Source organism: Actinokineospora inagensis DSM 44258, assembly GCF_000482865.1.
GTDB lineage: Bacteria > Actinomycetota > Actinomycetes > Mycobacteriales > Pseudonocardiaceae > Actinokineospora > Actinokineospora inagensis.
In genome coordinates this window covers 18,263-36,565 of record NZ_AXWW01000053.1, presented here as the reverse complement: position 1 = coordinate 36,565, position 18,303 = coordinate 18,263, and the positions used below count along the sequence as shown (strand labels likewise).

Below are 18,303 nucleotides of genomic sequence, written 5' to 3'. Positions count from 1 at the left end.
GTCGGCGCGCGTGGGCCGGGTTGTCCTAAAGAGACCGGACGCGCGACCGGGGGGCCAGCAGCCCCAACGGATCGATCCGGCCGGCCGCGTGCAGGTCGAGGAACAGGTCGGCGATCTCCGGTTCGAAGTGGCTGCCGCGGTCGGCGCGGACCCGGTCGCGGGCCTGCTCCTCGGACAGCGCCCGCTGGTAGGGGCGGTTGGCCAGCATCGCGGCCCAGGCGTCGCAGATGGCGAGCAGCCGGGCCTCCGGCCGGATCTCCGCGCCGCGCAGGCCGTCCGGGTACCCGGTGCCGTCCCAGCGCTCGTGGTGCTGGCGGATGATCACCGCCACCGCCGCCTGGCCGGGCACCACCGAGGCCATCCGGTACCCGTGGTCGGGGTGGCCGCGCACCAGCTCCCACTCGGCCGCGGTCAGCGGGCCCGGCTTGGTGAGCACCGACCGGGGCAGCACGATCTTGCCGATGTCGTGCAGCCGCCCGGCCAGCGCGGCGCCCCGGGCGGTGTCCTCGTCCATCCCGGATTCCACCGCCAGCACCTGGACCCAGCGGGCGATCGCCCGGCTGTGCTCGTGGTCGGAGAGCCTGGCGTCGACCTCGTCGGCGACCAGGTGCAGGTAGTCCAGGCCCTCCAGGGTCTTCTCGGTGCGCACCGGGGAACGCTCGTCGCCGATGACGACCCGGTCGCGGCCCGCGGCCTTGGCGGCGTAGAGGGCGCGGTCGGCCACCGACACGAGGTTGTCCGGGTCGCCGCCGTGCGTGGGGTAGACGGCGGTGCCGACCGAGACGGTGACCTCGGTCCAGCACTCGCCGGGCAGCCGGATCTGCTGGCCGGACACGGTCTGGCGCAGGCGTTCGGCGATCGTCGGCAGTGTCTCGGTGGTGGCGCTGGGCAGGATGATGGCGAACTCCTCGCCGCCGTAGCGGGCCAGCACCTCACCGGCGCGCACGGTGCGGCGCAGCCGGGTGGCGATCTCGATCAGCACCTGGTCACCCGCCGGGTGGCCGTACCGGTCGTTGATCATCTTGAAGTGGTCGACATCGGCGATCAGCACCGCCACCGAGCCGCCGGAGCGGCGGGCGCGGGCGATCTCCAGCGGGAGCTGCGCCTCGAAGAACCGGCGGGTGTGCAGGCCGGTGAGCGCGTCGGTGATGGCCAGCCTGCGCTGGTCGGACACCAGGGCGGCCAGCCGGGCGATGGTCAGCGCGAACAGCAGCGCGCACGTCCCGGCCACCACCGGCACGTCCCGGATGGCGTCCTGCGCCCACTGCGCGAACAGGACCGCGGGCGCGATCAGCGCGGACGCGGACAGCCCGGCGATGCGCAGCGGGCTCAGCGGCGCGTCCGGCACCGGGGCGGGCTCGGCGAGGCCGCGCATCGTCGGGTGCAGCGCGCTCGCGCCCAGCGCCAGGTTGCCTGCCAGCCAGATCGCGTCCAGGAAGTTACCGGTCTGGAAGGTGCCGTTGAGCTGCTGCACCACGTAGATCGTGTCCGCCGTCATGATCGCCGCGGTCCAGCCGATGAACAGGAAGAACGCGGGCGGGCGGGACCCGGGGCCGAGCACCAGGCCCAGCGCGACGGTCAGCAGCGCCAGGTCCATCACCGGGTAGCCGACCGACACGGCCTCCACCATGAACGGGGCGCCCAGCCGGGTCTGCGGGCCGATCACGTACAACCAGGACAGCATCGCGGCCACCACGGCCAGCGTGCCCGCGTCGAGCAGGCCCGCGACGCCCCGGCCCGGGGTCCGGTTGCGCAGCAGCAGCACGATCCCGGCGACCGCGAGCGGGTAGTGCGCCAGGTAGAACAGGTCCGCCAGGGACGGGTAGTCGGTGTTCAGCAGGACGTAGTGCGAGAAGTAGAAGATGGTGTCGGCGAGGGCGTAGACCAGTTGGCAGGCGCCGATGAGCAGCCACGGCAGCACCGGTTTGGGCCGGTGCCGGATGAGTCCGAACCAGACGGCGACCGCGGCCGACACGCTGATCAGGCAGTAGAGCACCACCCGCAGCGGGAAGCCGCGCGCGTCGACCGGCGCGAGGTAGTACAGGACGACCAGGGACACGCCCACCACGAGGTAGACCTGCCACAGCCAGCGTCCCGGCGTCACCGCCGCGATCCCCTGGGATCGACCGCGCTGCGCCGGGATCGGGTGGATGCGGGCGTTTCGACCACTCGGACAGAGTGGCATAGCGGGATTCAGCCCCGCGACACGACTCGACGGGGCCACCCGACGTTAGGCCGAACGTGTGGCGGGAACCCGGTTCCGGCGGTCCCGGCCACACGTTCGGCGACGACACGTCAGCAGGTCAGGTTGGACCCTGGGGTGACGCCGAGCAGTTGGGTGAACTTCTGGTAGGAGTTCACCCGGCTCTGCACCTGCGCCGGGTTACCGCCGTTGCACTCCAGCGAGCCGTTGATGCTGCGGATCGTCTCGCCGAAGCCGCGGCTGTTGACCATCGCGTCGTGCGGGGTCATCGTGCCGGGGCCGTTCTGGGTCATCCAGTACCAGAGCGCGGTCTTCCACGCCACGGCCGCGTCCTGCTCGACCAGGTACGGGTTGTGCAGCAGGTCGATGCCCAGCGCGTCGCCCGCGGCCTTGTAGTTGAAGTTCCAGCTCAGTTGGATCGGACCGCGGCCGTAGTAGGCGGCCTGGCCCGCCGGGCAGCCGTAGGGCTGCGAGGCGTCGCAGTAGTGCGGGTAGTTCGCGGTGTTGGTCTCCTTCACGTAGACCAACCCGCCGGTCTCGTGGTTGACGTTGGCCAGGAAGGCCGCCGCCTCCTGCCGCTTGATGGTGTCGCCGCCGGTGTTGGCGAACGACGGGTACGCGGTGATGGCGTCGGTCAGGCCCTTGTACGTGTAGAACGAGTTCCGGCTCGGGAACATCTGGTTGAACTGGGCCTCGGACACCACGAACCCGGTGGACTGCGGCGGGGTGCTGGTCGTGGTGCTGGTCGGCGGCTTGGTGGTGCTGGTCGGCGGGGTGGTGGTGGTCGGCGGCGTGGTTCCGCCGCAGGTGCCCTGGTCGGTCCAGACGTCGGCGCGGCCTGGTGTCTCGCCCTGGGTCCACCACTTGGCCAGCCAGTTGTGCCCGGTGTAGGACGCGGTCTTGCCACCGGTGTAGACGGTGCCGCTGCTCCACGGCGCGGCGCAGGTGGCGGCCTCGGCGGTGCCGGTGGGCAGCAGCAGCGCCACCCCACCCACCGTCGCCGCCGCGGCCAGGGCCGCGATCAGGCGGTTCTTCGACACGTGATCACTCCTTCGGCGCCCGCCGGGGACAGGCGGGCATGCAGGGAAGCGGCCCGGGTACCCGGGCGAGCCGGGTGGTTGGGCCGAAATTCACCTAAGCCGATTCCACCGATCGGCGTCAAGGTCTAGACCAGTGACCGGGGTCGACCACGGAGCGCGACCTTGACGGCCCGGTGCTGGCGAATCCGGAAAGGACGGTGTGGTTCCCGCCCGCGCGAACGGGTTGCGCCGACTATCGGTCCGCCTTGTGTCCACTGTGTACTCAAGAGCGGTGGAACCGTGCTGGGGCGGCTGGTCGCGGACTGCGGACGGGTTGCTAGATGATCTAGGGTATTGGCGTCCGCAGGCGCCCAGGGAGGTACCGATGAGCGAGTCCGGCAAGGAGTTGTTGGAGCGGGTTCAGCGGGAGTTGATGCCGGGGGAGCACGACAACCGGCTCATCCCGCTGGTGGCCAGTGGCGAGGCGCCGCTGTCGGTGCTCGGTGCGCTGGCCGCGGAGCAGCACCGGATCATCAGCAGTGACTGGCGCAGCTTCCTGACCCTGGCCGCGCAGGCCGTCGACCCGGCCGGGCGCGAGGTGTTCAGCACCCTGGCGGGCGGCGAGGGCATCGCGCTGGCCAAGCTGGGTGACTTCGCCGCCGCGTGCGGCCTCGACGACGACGCCATCCGCGCGTACCGGCCGCGGCCGGGCTGCCAGGCGTACCCGGCCTACCTGGCGTGGCTCGCGCTCAACGGCAGCCCCCGGGACGCGCTGCTGGCGATCCTGGCCAACTTCGCCGCCTGGGGCGGCTACTGCGCCACCATCTCGGCTGGCCTGCGCGAGCACTACGGCTTCGACGAGAAGGGCACCGGCTTCTTCGACTTCTTCGCCACCCCGGACGCCGACCTGGAGGCGCTCTACCCGGTCGCCGTCCAGCAGGCCCTCGACGGCGGCTGGACCCCGGACACCGCCATCGGGTTCGGCCGCCTGCTGCAGGGCTACGAGCTGATGTTCTGGAACACCCTGGCCGACCTCGCGGGCTGAGGTCGTCACACCCCGCACCAGTGCCCCGGCGCCCACCAGCGCCGGGGCACTGGTGTGTCCGGGGGCGCCCGGGGATGTGTTGTGTCCTGGGGTTTGCCGAATCGTGACCAGCCCGGTCGGGCGTTTGCGGCATATCGCGACCGGCCGCTGCCAAATCCGACTCCTTCGATGACGGGTGTATGCGAATTCACACCGGTTCGGTCACCGTTCGTGCCCTCCCGGCGTGGCGGGACGCGGCCGTCGGGTGGCCGGATAAGCCCACTGCCGGTTTCGCCACGCCCGGGACCCGCGTCCCCGATTTCGCGTTCGCCGACATTCACGCCATGCGAGGGATTGGCCGGACGGGGGTCCGGCTATTCGGTGAAGAACCGACAACTGGATCTGCTTCCCTTGCGCCGCAACGATTCCGCGCTTTCGCCGCTAACCGGCCGTCGGGTCGTCGCGGTCGGCGGCCGGTCCACTCTGGAGTGCCCGCTGTGGACACGCCGACGGGTCGCTCCGCGCGCGGTGCTTCGGGCTGCTAACTTCCACCTCAACCAAGCGACCAGTTCTTTTCCGATGAGGTGCCCAGCAATGGCTCAGAAGACCATCGTCCAGCTCTACGACGACCTCGACGGCTCCGCAGGCGAGGACATCCGCTCGGTCGAGTTCGGCCTCGACGGCGTCAACTACGAGATCGACCTCTCCGAGGCCAACGCCGAGCGGCTGCGCGCCGACCTGGCCGAGTACATCGCGGCCTCCCGCCGCACCGGTGGCCGCATCCGCCGCGCCGCCGCCGCGGGCAAGCCCGCCGGCGAGGGCCGCAGCAAGGAGCAGACCAAGGCGATCCGCGACTGGGCCCGCCGCAACGGCCACGACATCTCCGAGCGCGGCCGCATCCCGTCCGCGGTCGTCGAGGCCTTCGAGCTCGCCCACGCGGAGCCGGAGCCCGAGCCCGCCCCGACCAAGTCCCGCAGCCGGTCGAAGGCGCGCAAGGCCGCGTTCTCCGGCTGAGCGGTCGAGCCCGACGGGGGCACCCGCTCCGAGTGGAGTGGGTGCCCCGTCGCGTTTCCTCGCGGGAATGCGCCGCGCCCGCCCGAAGCCGCCATTCGGGTGGCCCGCCCTGTGCTGCGATAACACCGTCGCCGTGAACGAGCGATGACGCACAGGAACGCCGTGGCCGCGGGGCCGCGGTACCCGGATTGGGGGCGCGGACGTGTCATCGCGGTCGGCGGTCATCCGCTATTTCCGTCGGACCGAGGGCAAGCTGAACCTGGTCATGGCTGTGGCCATCGCCGCCGCCCTGCTCGCCGGGATGATCGGGGTGCTCAGCGTCCGTGCGCGTGCGGACCTGCTCGCCGACATGGCCGACCGGCAGAGTGTCATCAACAACGCCGAGGGCGAGATCTACCGCTCGCTGGCCGACGCGGACGCCACCGCCTTCGCCGTCGTCCTGGTCAGCGGCGAGCAGGTCGCCGTGGAGCAGCAGACGTTCCGCGCGGACATCGCGGTTGTCTCGTCCGCGTTGGTCTACGTCGCCAGGGTCATCCCGGACGTGCCCACGGTGTCCACCATTGACGGGTTGATCGCGCCCGAGAACCGGGCGGGTCTCGGGCAACGGCAGCTGACCGCCCCGGAGCGGCTCTACGTCGTGGCCGCCCTGCTGCCGACCTACGCCAGCCTGGTCGAGGCCGGGTGGAGCAACAGCACCCGCGACGGGCCCCTTGGCACCTCGTACCTCAACGACGCCTCTCAGTTGGTCGGCACCCTGATGGCGATCGCCGGGGGTATGCGCGAAGCCGGGTCACCCGCCAGTGTCGACTCGTTCCCCTGGTTCGCCGTGGCGGTGGGGTTGGCCGTGGTGCTGTTGTTGGTGGCCCTGCAGGCCTGGTTGTCCGGTCGCACCCGCAGGCGGTTCAACATCGGCATGGTCGCCGCCACTGTCCTCACCGCCGGTGCGTTCGCCTGGCTCGCCGTGGCGTCGCTGATGGCGGCCGGGGATGCCGCGGCCGCCGCGGAATCGGGGGCGCGGTTGGCCCAGTTGACCGAGGTCCGGGCCAACGCGGGCACGCTGGGCGGGGCCAGGGCGCGGGCGCTGATCTTCCCCCTGACCGATGACCGGAACAACCTCAAAGGCAAGGTCGACACGATCCGGTCGGAGCTGGACGATGTGCGGGAAACCTGGCCGGACTCAGGTAGCCGGGCCGCGCTGGACGTGGTCGACCAGGTGGTCGCGAGGTGGCAGTGCGACATCAAGACCGTATCGACGTACCGCGACACGGCCAACAGCATCACCGCCAAGACGGACCTCGTGCCGAACCTCGACTCGGTGATCGCGACCACCTCCACCGAGGTCGAGGACTCAACTCGGCGAGCCCGTGACGCCTTGGTGGGCGTGGACATCGGGATGGCCATGGTGATGGCGCTCGCGGGTGCGGCCGTTGTCGTCGGTCTGCGCCCCCGGATCGCGGAGTACCGGTGAACCGCCGACCGCGAGCCGCGCTCGCGGCCGTGTCCGCTGTTGTCCTCGCCGGGTGTTCGGTGGGCACCCCACCCGAGGTGCCCAGGCCGACCGCGCCCGTCGCGGTCGGTCGGGGCGACTCGGCCACCACGGGCTGTCCGGATCAGGCACAGGCGCCGCGGGACACGCCGGTCATCGGCGAGATCCGCGGCCGCAAGCTGCGGATCGGGGTCAGCCAGACCGTGCCGAAGCTCAGCAAGCGTGGTCTGCGCGGCGGCGAGTTCGCGGGTCTCGAGATCGATCTCGCCGAGAAGATCGCCGAGGCCGTTTTCCCCGACGTCCCGCCGAACCTGGTGGTGCCCCAGCACGTCGAGTTCGTGGCGATGCCGACCCGGGACCGGTTCCTGGCCTTGGCGACCGACCAGAACGAGGGCCAGAACAAGGCGCAGGCCGACCGGGTGGCCAAGGTCGACCTGGTCATAGCGGACGCCAGCATCAGCCACTGCCGGGTCACCGAGTACGGCGCCCTGTTCTCCGTGCCGTACCTGACCACCGTGCAGCAGGTGATGACCTACGCCGACAGCCCGTGGGACCCGGCGCGGGACGGCTTCACCGGCCACAGCGTGTGTTCGGGCTCGGCCACGGTCAACCTGACCCGTCTCGCCAATCAGGACGTGGTCGAGTCCGCGGACACCCCCGACTGCCTGGTGCGGTTGCAGCGCCACCAGGTGGACGCGATCTCCACCGACGACGTGATCCTGGAGGGCCTGCACGACCAGGATCCCAACACCCGGATCTTCGACGTCCCCGGTCTCGGCTCGGACTACACCGCGGTCGCGATGTCCAACCGCCATTCCGATCTGCTGCGGGTGGTCAACTCGGTGTTGGAGCGGATGCGGCCTGTGGAGATGCCTGCTCTGTACAAGGAGTGGTTCGCCGAGCGGCCGATGGTCATGCCACCCGCCACCGCCGGGGGTGGGTGAACCCGTGTCGCTGCAGTCGCCGCCCGATCCGAGGTGTTCGCGCGCCGTTCTCGTGGCGGTCGGCGCGTCGACCGCGGCGGTGCACGGTTTGCGGTCGGTGTTGACCTCTCCGGACGGGCTGGGTCTGGCCGGGTGCGTGTTGCTGGCCGACCCGGGCTCGGCTGCCGATGTCGTTCGGGCGTTGGACCGCGCCGCCGAAGAGGCCGAGGACCTGTTCCTGGTCCATTGTTCCGGTCGGGTTCTGCTGGGGGACGACGGCGCACCGCACATCCGGATGGTCGGGACCGACGAGCGCTACCCGGCCACGACCGCCCTGCCGCTCGCCGAAGTGGGACGGGTTGTCCGCCGCAGTCGGGCGGCGCGGCGAGTGGTCTTGCTCGACTGCGCCCCCGGGCACCTGGTCGACGACTTCCCGGACGTGGACGGGGTGTTCGTCCTCTCCGCGCCGGGACGCACACCGAGGCTCGTGTCCGCGTTGCGTGACGGGATCGCGGGAGAGGGGCCGTTCCTCACGTTGGACGCGCTCGCCACCGCATGTGGCGGCCGGGTGCACGACGGGGGTCTCGGTGCCGCGGTGATCGCGCGCAACGGCGTCGAGCGGGTGCGCGTGTTGCAGGACCGGCTCGCCGACACCGAGCACTTGTTGGTGTTGTTGGAGGGGGAGTACGCCAAGACCGCCGAGGTGGTCGACGCTGTGCGCGTGAAGATCTCCTCGGCGGCCGGGCTCACCGTCGCCGATGTGCTCGGTGGGCCGAAGGCGGCCTTGGCCGAGTTGGCGGTCGCCGCGGCGGCCGGGCACTGGTCGCGGGTGGCGGACGGGATCGACGCGGTCGAAGCGCGGATCAACACCGGGTCCGGTGAGCTCAGTGCCCTGCACGCGCAGGCTGACGAGCTGCTGGGACAGCGGGAGGAGTTGCGCGGACGACTCACGGTGTACCTGGCGATGGCGGTGCGGCTGGGACTGGCCGAGGACGGGGAGATCGCGGCGCTCCACCGGGCGGCGTACCAGATGTTGTGGACGGCGCCCTGTGACCTCGACCGTGCCACGGTTGCGGTCGGGGCCTATCAGAATGCGGTGATCGGGAGGCGCGGATGACAATTTCGATGTCCCGATGTACGCGGCCGGGCTGTCCGGGCTACTACGTGGACGACGGCTCGTGTGACGAGTGTGGCTTCCTGGCCCCGGCGGCCCTGATGGTCAAGCCGGCGCAGCCCCCTGTCGTCGTACCAGCAGAGGTGGCCATCACTCGTGGATCCCCCGCCAGTGGGCGAAAAGCCAACCGGCCGGGCGGCACGATCGCTGAAGAGGTGACGTTGCCGCCATTCGCTGTGCTCGACCCGGCCGACGCGGTCTTGAACGATCTGCGAGTGCCCTACCGCGACCGGGTTTGTCTCACTTGCAACCAGCTCGTCGGCCAGCCGCTAGACGACCAGCCTGGGCTGGACGTGGGCTATTGCCCGCGAGACGGCACCCACTACTCGTTCGTGCCCGCCCTGACCAGGGGCAGTCGGGTCGAGCAGCGGTACGAGGTGCTCGGCTGCCTCGCTTACGGTGGCTTCGGATGGATCTACCTGGCCCGCGACACCCACTTGGCGGACCGGAACACCGAGCACTGGGTAGTCCTCAAAGGACTGATCAACTCGCATGACCAGGCCGCAGTGGAGGCCGCCGCCTGGGAGAAGCGCTACTTGGTTGAGGTCGACCATCCGAATGTCGTCAAGATCAGCGACTTCGCCAAGCACCTCGACCCGCGCACCGGCCTAGTGGCGGGTTACATCGTCATGGAGTACCTGCCTGGCCGCACCCTCTACGACGTCCTGCAGCGCAACCGCAACGATGATGGTGATCCGGCCCCGCTACCGGTGCCGATCGTCCTGCGCTACGCGGACGACCTGCTCGCCGCCCTCAGTTACCTGCACCAGCACAACCTCGTCTACTGTGACCTCAAGCCGGACAACGCCATGCAGGTCGGTCAACAGGTGAAGCTCATCGATCTTGGCGGGGTGATGCGGGTCGGCAGTGACACCGCCTCTTTCCACTCGGACGGCTTCACGGCGGCGGAGGTGCGCGACGGTCAACGCCCGGACGTGCGCTCCGACCTCTACACCCTCGGCCGCACCATGGCCGTTTTGAGCTTCCCGTTCGCTACTTTCGCTGGTGCCAACATCTACGACCTGCCCGAGGAACTGCCTTTCGACGGCCCGTATGAGTCGTTCGGCCGGTTGCTACGCCGCGCCGCCCACCCCGATCCTGCGCTCCGGTTCGCCGCAGCCACTGACATGCACCACCAGGTCCTCGGAGTCCTCGCCGAGGTGCTCGCGCACGAACAGAAAGAACCCCGGACGACCACTTCGACGCTGTTCACCCGTGAGCGCAAGGTGTTCGGCACCGGCGCGGGTGCTGTCCTGGTGAGCACAGTGCCGTCGATCGACTGGAGTGAGGTGCCGGGCGGTCTGCCCAGCCCGTTGGGCGACCCGGGCGACCCGGCCGCCGGCTTCCTCGCGACGCTCGGCGCGGTCGCCCCGGACCGGTTGGTCGGCGCCTTGCTGGGCGCGGGGGAGCGCAGCCCGGAGTTGCTGCTGCGGTTGGCGGACGCGTACCTCGCGGCGCGTCAGATCGACGAGGCGCGGAACTCGATCGCCGAGTTCACTGCCGCGCGACCGGGTGACTGGCGTACCGACTGGTACCTCGGCCTCATCGCCCTCGCGCGGAACGTGGACGAAGACGCCATCCAGTCCTTCGAAGCCGTCCATTCCGCACTGCCCGGCGAGCTTGCCCCGAAGTTGGCGCTTGCGGCCGCTCTTGAACTGGACCACGACGACATCGACCGGGCTCGCGATCTCTACGAGCGGGTCTGGAATACCGACCGGTCCTACGTCAGCGCAGCCTTTGGCGTGGCCCGCACCCTCCGCATCGGTGGGTACCACGACCTGGCTGTAGAAGTGCTCGACGAGGTCCCGGAAAGCTCCGCTCACCACACCGCCGCCCAGGTCGCCGCGCTGCGCGCCGAGGTGGCTGACCCGCGGACCCTCCCTAAGGCGATCGAGCGGCTGGGCTGGCTCCCACTGGACGCCGAGCGCGGCACGCGGTTGGACATCGAGGTCCACACCGCCGCCTTGGCGGCGGTGCGAGACGGCGCCGAGGAGACCCGCTTACGGGTGCGGCTAGAGAAGTCGTACCGGGCGTTGGCAACGCTCACTGGCGACCGCAGCTTGCGGTCCCGGCTGGTCGACCAGGCCAATCAGGTCCGACCGCGGACGTTGGTGTGAAATGGACTTGAGGCCGTGTTGCCCGCAGTGCGGGGCGGATCTGCAGCCGGGCTGGCGGTTCTGCGAGGTGTGCGGTTGTGACCAGCTCGCCCGGTCCGGAACCACGCCCCGGTTGTTGTTCTCCGGTGAGTCCGATGTCCTCGAACTTGATCGGGTCGCTGGGGTCACCGATCGCGGCAAGCGCCGTGACCTCAACGAAGACTCGCTCGCGGTGGGGCAACTTAACGACGCCGTGGCGGTGGTGGTGTGTGACGGGGTGGCGTCCTCGCCCGGTTCGGCCGTCGCCGCCAACCACGCGGCCCAAGCGGGCCTGCGCGAATTGCTCGTGGCGGTCACCCGGGGAGACGAGCCGTCCGCGGCGACCACGTCCGCCGCGCTGGCCGCCGCGCACGCTGCCGCACTCGCCGGCAGCCCCACCGACGACAACCCGCCCTGCTGCACCTATGTGTCCGTGCTGATCATCGACGACTGCGTGACTGTCGGCTGGATCGGCGACAGCCCCGCGTACTGGGCTGGCCCCGAGGGGCTGCGCAGGCTCACCGTCGACGACTCGGCGGCGGGCAGGCTCATCGCGGGCGGCGCGGCTTTCGACGACCCGCGCCTGGCTGAACCCGGTGCGCACGCGCTGCAGCGCTGGTTGGGTGCCGACGCCCCGGACCCGCACCCGCAGGTGCGCCGGTTCACCCCGTCCGCCCCGGGCGTCGTGATCGTGTGCAGCGACGGCCTGTCCCGGTATGTCGACGCGGGCCTGATCGCCCCGCCGGACCACCTGGCGGACCCCGTCGCGGTCGTGGGCACCCTGCTCGGTCGTGCTCTGGCGGCAGGCGGTCACGACAACATCACCATCGCCGCGATCACCGTGGCTGGAGGAGGACAGTCCGGATGACCTTCGACTTCGGCATCCAGGTCGACCAGAACGAGTACCTGCCCATGGGCGGCGGGTCCATGGACGCGATCATTACGGTGACCCTCACCGGCGACACGCTCGGTGCCCCGGGCGTCGACCGGCGGATGGCCTTGGTGATCCTGCTGGACACCTCGGGTTCGATGTCCGGCAGCAAGATCGTCCAGGCCAGGCGTGCCGTCAACGCCGTGATCGATGACTTGCCCGACGGCGTGGAGTTCGCCGTTGTCGCGGGCACCCAAACGGCCACGATGGTCTACCCCAACACCGTTGGCCTCGCCGAGTCCTCCCGCGCGACACGCAAACAGGCCCGCTATGCCGTGGGTGGCCTCATGGCCGACGGGGGTACCGCGATCGGTAGCTGGTTGCGCTTGGCGGCGGATCTCTTCGCAACCACCCAGGCCCCGATCCGGCACGCGGTGCTGCTGACCGACGGCCGCAACGAGCACGAGCCCGTCGAGCGCTTCAACGACACGGTCCTGTCCTGCGAGGGCAAGTTCACCTGCGACGCCCGCGCGGTGGGCGAAGACGAGTGGCAGGCGCAAACGCTCGAACACATCGCCAACACCCTGCACGGGTCGGTGCGCGGCCTTCCGGACCCCGAACACCTGGTCGCCGACTTCACCGAGATCACCGAACGGCTGATGGGCACCGCCGCGGTCGACGTGACCATGCGGCTGTGGACCCCCGCGCACGCCACCGTCCGGTTCCTCAAGCAGGTCTTCCCCCGGATCGTGGACATTACCGACCGGGGCCGGGCCCACCAGCCCCGGCTCACCGACTACCCGACCGGGCGCTGGACCGCCGAGGCCCGCCACTTCCACCTGCGCGTCGAGTTCGCTCCGGGCGAGGTCGGCGAGGGCATGATAGCCGCCAAGGTCCGCATGGTCTCCGGCGAGCAGGAGTCTGCGGAGCGCCGAGTCCGGGCGTTCTGGACCGAGGACCTCAAGCTGTCCACCCAGGTCAGCGCGCAGGTCACGCATTTCACCATCCAGGAGCATGTCGTCGACCTGGTGAACGACGGGGTGGCCGCACACGACGCCGGGGACGCGGACGCGGCCGACGACAAGTTCGACCGCGCGATCACTCTGACCCGGGAACGCGGCAATGCGGAGGCTGCTGCGCACTTGGACCGGCTCGTCGAAGCGCGCACTGACCCCGCCAGGGTCCGTGACCAAGCGTCGGTACTCAAACAGTTGGCCATGATTGCGTCCAAACGCACCGTCCGCCTCCGGCCTGAGGAGAAGTCATTGATGCCCACCTGTCCGAGAGGTCACGAATCGACAAACCCTGACGAGTGCGACAAGTGCGGCTGGCCGATCGGCAGCTAACTTGCCCGGGTTACGGAGCCCGAGGCGCCCGCCCTGTGGGACTGCCCCAACGGCCACCCCGGGCAGGTGGGCCGCTTCTGCGAGGTCGACGGGTACGACTCGCTGCTACCGCCGTCCGGACAGGCCATCCAGCGCCCCTCCGTCCGAACCTGGTCGGTGACCGTGGCCGCCGACCGCGCCTACTACGACGCGACGAAGGCCAGTACGAGCGACCTGCGCCTGGAGTTCCCGCGCTTCCTGCCCCCGCGCCGGTTCGACCTCATCGGCGTCAGCCTGCTCGTTGGCCGCTCCGACCCGACCCGGGGCGTGCGCCCGGACATCGACCTCGGCAGCCCACCCGAGGACACCGCCGTCGGCCGCGGCCACGCCATGTTCGTCCCCCACGAGCACGGCTGGGCCGTCGTGGACCTGGAGTCGGTGAACCACACGTTCGTCAACAACATCCACACGCCCATCCCACCCCAGCAACCATTCCCCCTCACCAACGGCGACCGCGTCTACCTGGGCGCGTGGACAGTGCTGACGCTCCACAGGTTGTAGGTGAGCAACCCGGTGCACCGTCCATGGATGTGAGCCGCAGGCGGCGATGCGGGCCGGTCGCCACCTTCGGGCCAGACGGACCCTCACGACCGCCGCCCGACCCGCCCTGGTCACGGTGGCGATCGGCCCACCGGTTCGCGGCGGAGACAGACACCTGGAACCGTTCCACGGCCCGCCGCAACGGCCAACCAGGCAGATTGTGGTGATCCACACCAACCCCGCGGTCTTCCCTTGTTTCAAGATCATCCACCGACGTGCCCCACGTTCGCGACCTCCCCGGGCAGCACACCTAGCCCGCCCTGACTGGTTGGGCCGGTGATGGTCGTGGTGTGCTGTGCGGGTGACAGGTCCGCGCCAGGGGCGCTTTCCCGTGCGGTTCGGCACCGCCGAGATCGTGCGGGATCTTGACCGCGCCAACGGGTGGCTGCTCTCCGTTGACGGGGTCGCGCAGTCCTACGTGGACCTGGACGACCCCCGGCACCTGGAGTTCGACTACGTCTGCCGGATCGCCGACGTGCTGGATTCCTGGGGGGACTCGTCGGCGCCGGTGGACGCCCTGCACGTGGGGGGTGGCGCCTGCACGCTGCCGCGCTACCTGGCCGCCGCCCGGCCGGGGTCCCAGCAGGTCGTCGTCGACGCCGACCCGGCGTTGGTGGCGTTGGTGCGCGACCAGTTCGCCGTCGACACGATCCCGGACCTCGACATCGTCGTCGGTGACGGTCGCACGGTCGTCTCGGGGGTGGCGGATCTCGCGGTGGACCTGGTCCTGGTGGACGCCTTCGAGCGCGGCCAGGTGTCGGCGGGCATGTACAGCGTCGAGGCCACCCGTGACCTCTCCCGGGTCCTGCGCGCCACCGGCGTCTACCTGGCGAACCTCTCCGACGGTCCCGGGCTGCCGTTCGCCGGTCGGGTCGTCGCCACCTTGTCGGCGGTGTTCGGGAACGTGTTGCTGCTGGCCGAGCCCGGTGTCCTGCGGGGCCGCCGGTACGGCAACATCGTGCTGGCCGCCTCGGCCGGTGACCTGCCCACCGAGGAGATCGCGGCGCGGGCGGCCGCGGCGGCGTTCCCGGCGCGCTGCGTCTGGGGCGCCGAGTTGCGCGCGCTGGTCGGCCCGGCTCGGCTGTTGACCGACGCCGAGCCGGTCACGCCACCGACGTTGCCCACCGACCCGTTCGTACAGTCCACAGAGGACTGACCGGAACGGCTCAGGCGAACAGCTTCTCGCCCCAGTACGAACCCACCGCGGGTCCGGGTGGGCAGGCGAAGTGCCCGGAGCCGTTGTGCTCCAGGTACTCCATCATCCGGTCCTTCCCCGACAGCGCCTGCTGCATCGGGATGAACTGGCTGCGCGTGTCCCGGTTGAAGCAGATGAAGAACAACCCCGCGTCCAGGTGGCCGTACCCGTCCGACCCGTCGGTGAAGTTGTAGCCCCGCCGCAGGATCTTCGCCCCGTTCAGGTTCTCCGAGGCCAACCGGATGTGCGAGTCGTCCGGCACCAACGGCACCCCACCGGCGCCCCGGACGTGCGGGTCGACCGCGTCGAACTCGTTCTGCTGCCCGAGCGGGGCGCCGCTGCCCTTGGCCCGCCCCACGATGCTTTCCTGCTCGGCCAGCGAGGTCCGGTCCCAGATCTCGATGTGCATCCGGATCCGCCGCGCGACCAGGTACGACCCGCCGACCATCCAGTCCGGCCCGTCGGTGACCCACACCTGGGCGGGCAGGCCCGGGTCCTCCGACTTCAGGTTGTTCGTGCCGTCCTTGAAGCCGAACAGGTTGCGCGGGGTGGCCTGGGCCTTCGAGGTGGACGACGTGCGGCCGAAACCCAGTTGGGACCAGCGGACGGCGACCTTGCCGAAGCCGATCCGGGCCAGGTTGCGGATGGCGTGCACGGCGACCTGCGGGTCGTTCGCGCACGCCTGCACGCAGATGTCGCCCCCCGAGCGGGTGGCTTCGAGGTTGTCCCCGCGGAAGTGCGGGAGGTCGACGAGGGCCTCGGGGCGCTTGCCCGCGAGCCCGAACCGGTCGTCGAACAGCGACGGCCCGAACCCGATCGTCAACGTCAACGCCGACGCGGGCAGGTCCAGCGCCTCACCGGTGTCCGCCGGTGCCGCCTCCGGAATACCGCCGACGGCGCCGCCCTCGGCCGCTTCCTTGCCCGCGGTCATCCGCTCCGCGGCGGCTGTCCAGTCCTTCAACAACCGGACCAGCTCGCCGCGGGACTTGGTCGTCACGTCGAACGCGACGAAGTGCATCCGGTCCTGGGCCGGGGTGGTGATCCCGGCCTGGTGGTCACCGCGGAACGGCACCGGGGCGGACGTGTCGACCGACGGTCCCGCGGGCTTCTCCGCGCCCGACGCCAGCACTCCGGCCGCCGCGCCCAGCCCGGCGACCGCGACTCCCGCGCCCGCCAGGCCGAACAACCCCCGCCGCGATACCCCGGTCATTTCTGCGCCACCACCTCGGCCACCTTGCTGATCGGCTCACCCAGCGCGTCGACGGCCTCGGCGAACGCCTTGATCTCCGCCTGCGTCAGCTTGTCGTAGAGCTTGTAGCCGTCGCCGTCGCGCTGCTTGTCCAGCAGGCCGGTGACGGCGGCGAACTTCTCGTCGATGGTCTTCGCCAGGGCGGCGTCGCGCTCCTGCACGAGCGGGCGCAGCGCCGCGATGGCCGCCTGCGAGCCCTCCACGTTGGCCTGGAAGTCCCACAGGTCGGTGTGCGAGAAGGTGTCCTCCTCGCCGGTGATCTTGCCGGTGGCCACCTCGTCGAGCAGGCTCTTGGCGCCGTTGGCCAGTTGCAGCGGGGTGAACGCCACGGTCTTGGCCCTGGTGGCGATCTCGGTGACGTCGGCGAGCAGTTGGTCGGCGACCTTGCCGCTGTCCGGCTGCAGGCCGCTGACCCACAGGTCCTTCTCCAGCCGGTGGAACCCGGTGAACGCCTGCCCCGGTTCCAGGTCTGCCTCGCGGGAGTCGGTGCGCGGGTCGAGGTCGCCGAAGCTCTCCGCGACCGGCTCGATCCGCTCCCAGTAGGTGCGCGCGACCGGGTAGACGGCCTTCGCGGCGTCGACCTTGCCCGCCTTGACCGCGGTGACGAACTCGCCCGTCTTGTCCAGCAGCGGCTGGACCTGGGCGTTGACGTACCGCTGGTAGCCCTGGGTCGCCTCGGCCAGCTTCGCGTTGTCGTCGGTGTTGCGGCTCGCCGAGCCCTTGACGGTGAAGTCGGCGCGGATGCCGTCGCCGGTCATGCCGGGGCGGCACGAGGTCTGGTACCTGCCGCCGTCGGGCACCTCGACGATCAGCCGCCGGGTCAGGCCGGGGGCGATGTTCTCCACCTCGCCCATGATCCGGTCGCCCTCGGCGTAGAGGTAGAACTCGGTGATCCGGGAGCCCTTGTTGCTGACCTCGAAGGTGATCGTGCCCGCCTGCGCCTCGGCGCGCTGCACGCCGCAGCCGTCGTCCTTGGCCTCGACCGTGATCGGGCCACCGGCCCCGGCGGCCGCCGCCTTGTCGTCCCCGCCACCGCAGGCGGCGAGGGTGCTGATGGCGGCCAGTCCGGTCAGGCAGACGCCCAGGTGCTGCAGGCGCGATCTCACGTGGTCTCTCCTTGGGCGGGGACGGGGCGCTGCGCGCTCGCCGCGGGGGCGGCGGTCTTGGTGCGCGCGGGCCAGAGGAAAACGGTGAGGGTCACCAGGACGTAGGCGACCCAGGCGACGGCCTGCACGACGGTCGTGCGCGCCGAGTAGTTGAAGATGCCCTTGGCCAGCGCCCCGTACCAGGAGTCCTCCGGCATCGGGCCGGACAGGTCGAAGGCCAGCGCGTTGAGCCCCGGCAGCACGCCCGCCTCCTGCAGGTCGTGCAGGCCGTAACCGAGCACCCCGGCGGCGACGAAGATCAGCAGCACGCCGGTGACGGTGAAGAACCGGCTCAGGTTGATCTTCAGCGCGCCCCGGTAGAGCGCCCAGCCGAGCGCGACGGCCAGCGCGATGCCGATCACGAACCCGACCAGCGGGCCGCTGTTCTCGCCCGCGGACTGGGTGGTCGCGTAGAAGAAGACCGCCGTCTCCAGGCCCTCCCGGCCGACCGAGAGGAACGCGACCAGCGCGATGGCCACCGGGCCGATGTTCAGCGCGTCCGACAGCTTCCCGCGCAGCTCACCGCTGATCTTGCGGGCCGCGCCGCGCATCCAGAACACCATGCCGGTGACGAACGCGACCGCCACCAGCGACATGCTCCCGCCGAAGGTCTCCTGCGCCTCGAACGGCAGGTGCGCGCTGGTGAAGGTGATCAGCGCGCCGACCCCGACCGCGAGCAGCACGGCCACCGTGACACCGAGCCACACCCAGCGCAGCGCGCCCCGGCGATCGGCCTTGACCAGGTACGCGAGCAGGATGCTGACCACCAGGGTCGCTTCCAGGCCCTCACGCAGACCGATCAGCGCGCTGCTGAAGATGTACTCCACGGTCACCTCCCACTGGGTTCGGCAAGCCTTACCTCTGAAAACCTAGGTAAGGCTTGCTTGGCTTGTCCAGTGCGACAAAGGTGACATCCTCCGGCAACCGACCGGAAACGCCC

Annotated in this window: 15 protein-coding genes; 10 read left to right on the top strand and 5 right to left on the bottom strand. The window is 70.5% G+C overall.

The annotated features are described in order from the left end of the window. Positions 1–25: 25 nt before the first annotated feature. Positions 26–2,104 carry a diguanylate cyclase gene (locus H504_RS36070; protein ID WP_035305009.1) on the bottom strand — a complete coding sequence of 693 codons (2,079 nt, stop codon included), beginning with the start codon at positions 2,102–2,104 and terminating at the stop codon, positions 26–28. Between the two features lie 191 nt (positions 2,105–2,295). Next, positions 2,296–3,243: a glycoside hydrolase family 19 protein gene (locus tag H504_RS0120005; RefSeq protein WP_035305007.1), complete on the bottom strand. Its 948-nt coding sequence runs from the start codon at positions 3,241–3,243 to the stop codon at positions 2,296–2,298. Positions 3,244–3,607: 364 nt separating this feature from the next. Between H504_RS0120005 and H504_RS0120000 the strand changes: the two genes are divergently transcribed. The 10 genes from H504_RS0120000 to H504_RS0119955 all read left to right on the top strand — a co-directional run bounded on the left by H504_RS0120000 (position 3,608) and on the right by H504_RS0119955 (position 14,930). Next, entirely contained in the window at positions 3,608–4,267 is a 660-nt protein-coding gene (locus H504_RS0120000; protein ID WP_026424219.1) for a thiaminase II/PqqC family protein, read from the top strand. A gap of 573 nt (positions 4,268–4,840) precedes the next feature. Beyond that, positions 4,841–5,260: a histone-like nucleoid-structuring protein Lsr2 gene (locus H504_RS0119995; RefSeq protein ID WP_026424218.1), complete on the top strand. Its 420-nt coding sequence runs from the start codon at positions 4,841–4,843 to the stop codon at positions 5,258–5,260. A 202-nt stretch (positions 5,261–5,462) separates the two neighbouring features. After that, on the top strand, positions 5,463–6,728 hold the full coding sequence (locus H504_RS0119990; RefSeq protein WP_026424217.1) for a hypothetical protein: 1,266 nt from the start codon (positions 5,463–5,465) through the stop codon (positions 6,726–6,728). After that, positions 6,725–7,690 (top strand): transporter substrate-binding domain-containing protein, encoded by a 966-nt coding sequence (locus H504_RS0119985; protein WP_026424216.1) that lies wholly within the window; start codon positions 6,725–6,727, stop codon positions 7,688–7,690. The genes H504_RS0119990 and H504_RS0119985 overlap by 4 nt, the downstream gene beginning before the upstream one ends. A gap of 4 nt (positions 7,691–7,694) precedes the next feature. Continuing rightward, a complete protein-coding gene (locus H504_RS38865; RefSeq protein WP_026424215.1) occupies positions 7,695–8,786 on the top strand; it encodes a hypothetical protein in 1,092 nt (363 codons plus the stop codon). A gap of 212 nt (positions 8,787–8,998) precedes the next feature. Further along, on the top strand, positions 8,999–10,960 hold the full coding sequence (locus H504_RS0119975) for a serine/threonine-protein kinase (RefSeq protein WP_026424214.1): 1,962 nt from the start codon (positions 8,999–9,001) through the stop codon (positions 10,958–10,960). 1 nt (position 10,961) lies between these two features. After that, entirely contained in the window at positions 10,962–11,846 is an 885-nt protein-coding gene (locus tag H504_RS0119970) for a protein phosphatase 2C domain-containing protein (protein ID WP_026424213.1), read from the top strand. Further along, entirely contained in the window at positions 11,843–13,195 is a 1,353-nt protein-coding gene (locus H504_RS36060; RefSeq protein WP_051386057.1) for a vWA domain-containing protein, read from the top strand. Before H504_RS0119970 ends, H504_RS36060 begins: the two co-directional genes overlap by 4 nt. Positions 13,196–13,261: 66 nt before the next feature. Continuing rightward, complete coding sequence (locus H504_RS36055) at positions 13,262–13,735, top strand: FHA domain-containing protein (RefSeq protein WP_051386056.1); 474 nt, start codon at positions 13,262–13,264, stop codon at positions 13,733–13,735. Between the two features lie 370 nt (positions 13,736–14,105). Then, complete coding sequence (locus H504_RS0119955) at positions 14,106–14,930, top strand: spermidine synthase (RefSeq protein ID WP_169735426.1); 825 nt, start codon at positions 14,106–14,108, stop codon at positions 14,928–14,930. A gap of 10 nt (positions 14,931–14,940) precedes the next feature. Here H504_RS0119955 and efeB read toward each other — a convergent pair whose 3' ends face one another. From efeB to efeU, 3 genes are read right to left on the bottom strand one after another with little or no spacing between them, the layout of a single operon-like run. Continuing rightward, positions 14,941–16,179 carry an iron uptake transporter deferrochelatase/peroxidase subunit gene (gene efeB / locus H504_RS0119950; protein WP_026424211.1) on the bottom strand — a complete coding sequence of 413 codons (1,239 nt, stop codon included), beginning with the start codon at positions 16,177–16,179 and terminating at the stop codon, positions 14,941–14,943. Then, the gene (gene efeO, locus H504_RS0119945) at positions 16,176–17,324 is read right to left on the bottom strand and encodes an iron uptake system protein EfeO (RefSeq protein ID WP_035305005.1); all 1,149 of its coding nucleotides are present in this window, start codon (positions 17,322–17,324) and stop codon (positions 16,176–16,178) included. Before efeO ends, efeB begins: the two co-directional genes overlap by 4 nt. Then, a complete protein-coding gene (gene efeU, locus H504_RS36050; protein ID WP_084467914.1) occupies positions 17,321–18,196 on the bottom strand; it encodes an iron uptake transporter permease EfeU in 876 nt (291 codons plus the stop codon). Before efeU ends, efeO begins: the two co-directional genes overlap by 4 nt. Between the last annotated feature and the right edge of the window lie 107 nt (positions 18,197–18,303).

What these genes read in the sequence shown, in the direction of transcription:
- H504_RS0119970 (WP_026424213.1), top strand. Translation starts at nt 10,962, where the DNA reads ATGGACTTGAGGCCGTGTTGCCCGCAGTGCGGGGCGGATCTGCAGCCG.
- H504_RS36060 (WP_051386057.1), top strand. Translation starts at nt 11,843, where the DNA reads ATGACCTTCGACTTCGGCATCCAGGTCGACCAGAACGAGTACCTGCCC.
- H504_RS0120000 (WP_026424219.1), top strand. Translation starts at nt 3,608, where the DNA reads ATGAGCGAGTCCGGCAAGGAGTTGTTGGAGCGGGTTCAGCGGGAGTTG.
- efeB (WP_026424211.1), bottom strand. Translation starts at nt 16,179, where the DNA reads ATGACCGGGGTATCGCGGCGGGGGTTGTTCGGCCTGGCGGGCGCGGGA.
- H504_RS0119995 (WP_026424218.1), top strand. Translation starts at nt 4,841, where the DNA reads ATGGCTCAGAAGACCATCGTCCAGCTCTACGACGACCTCGACGGCTCC.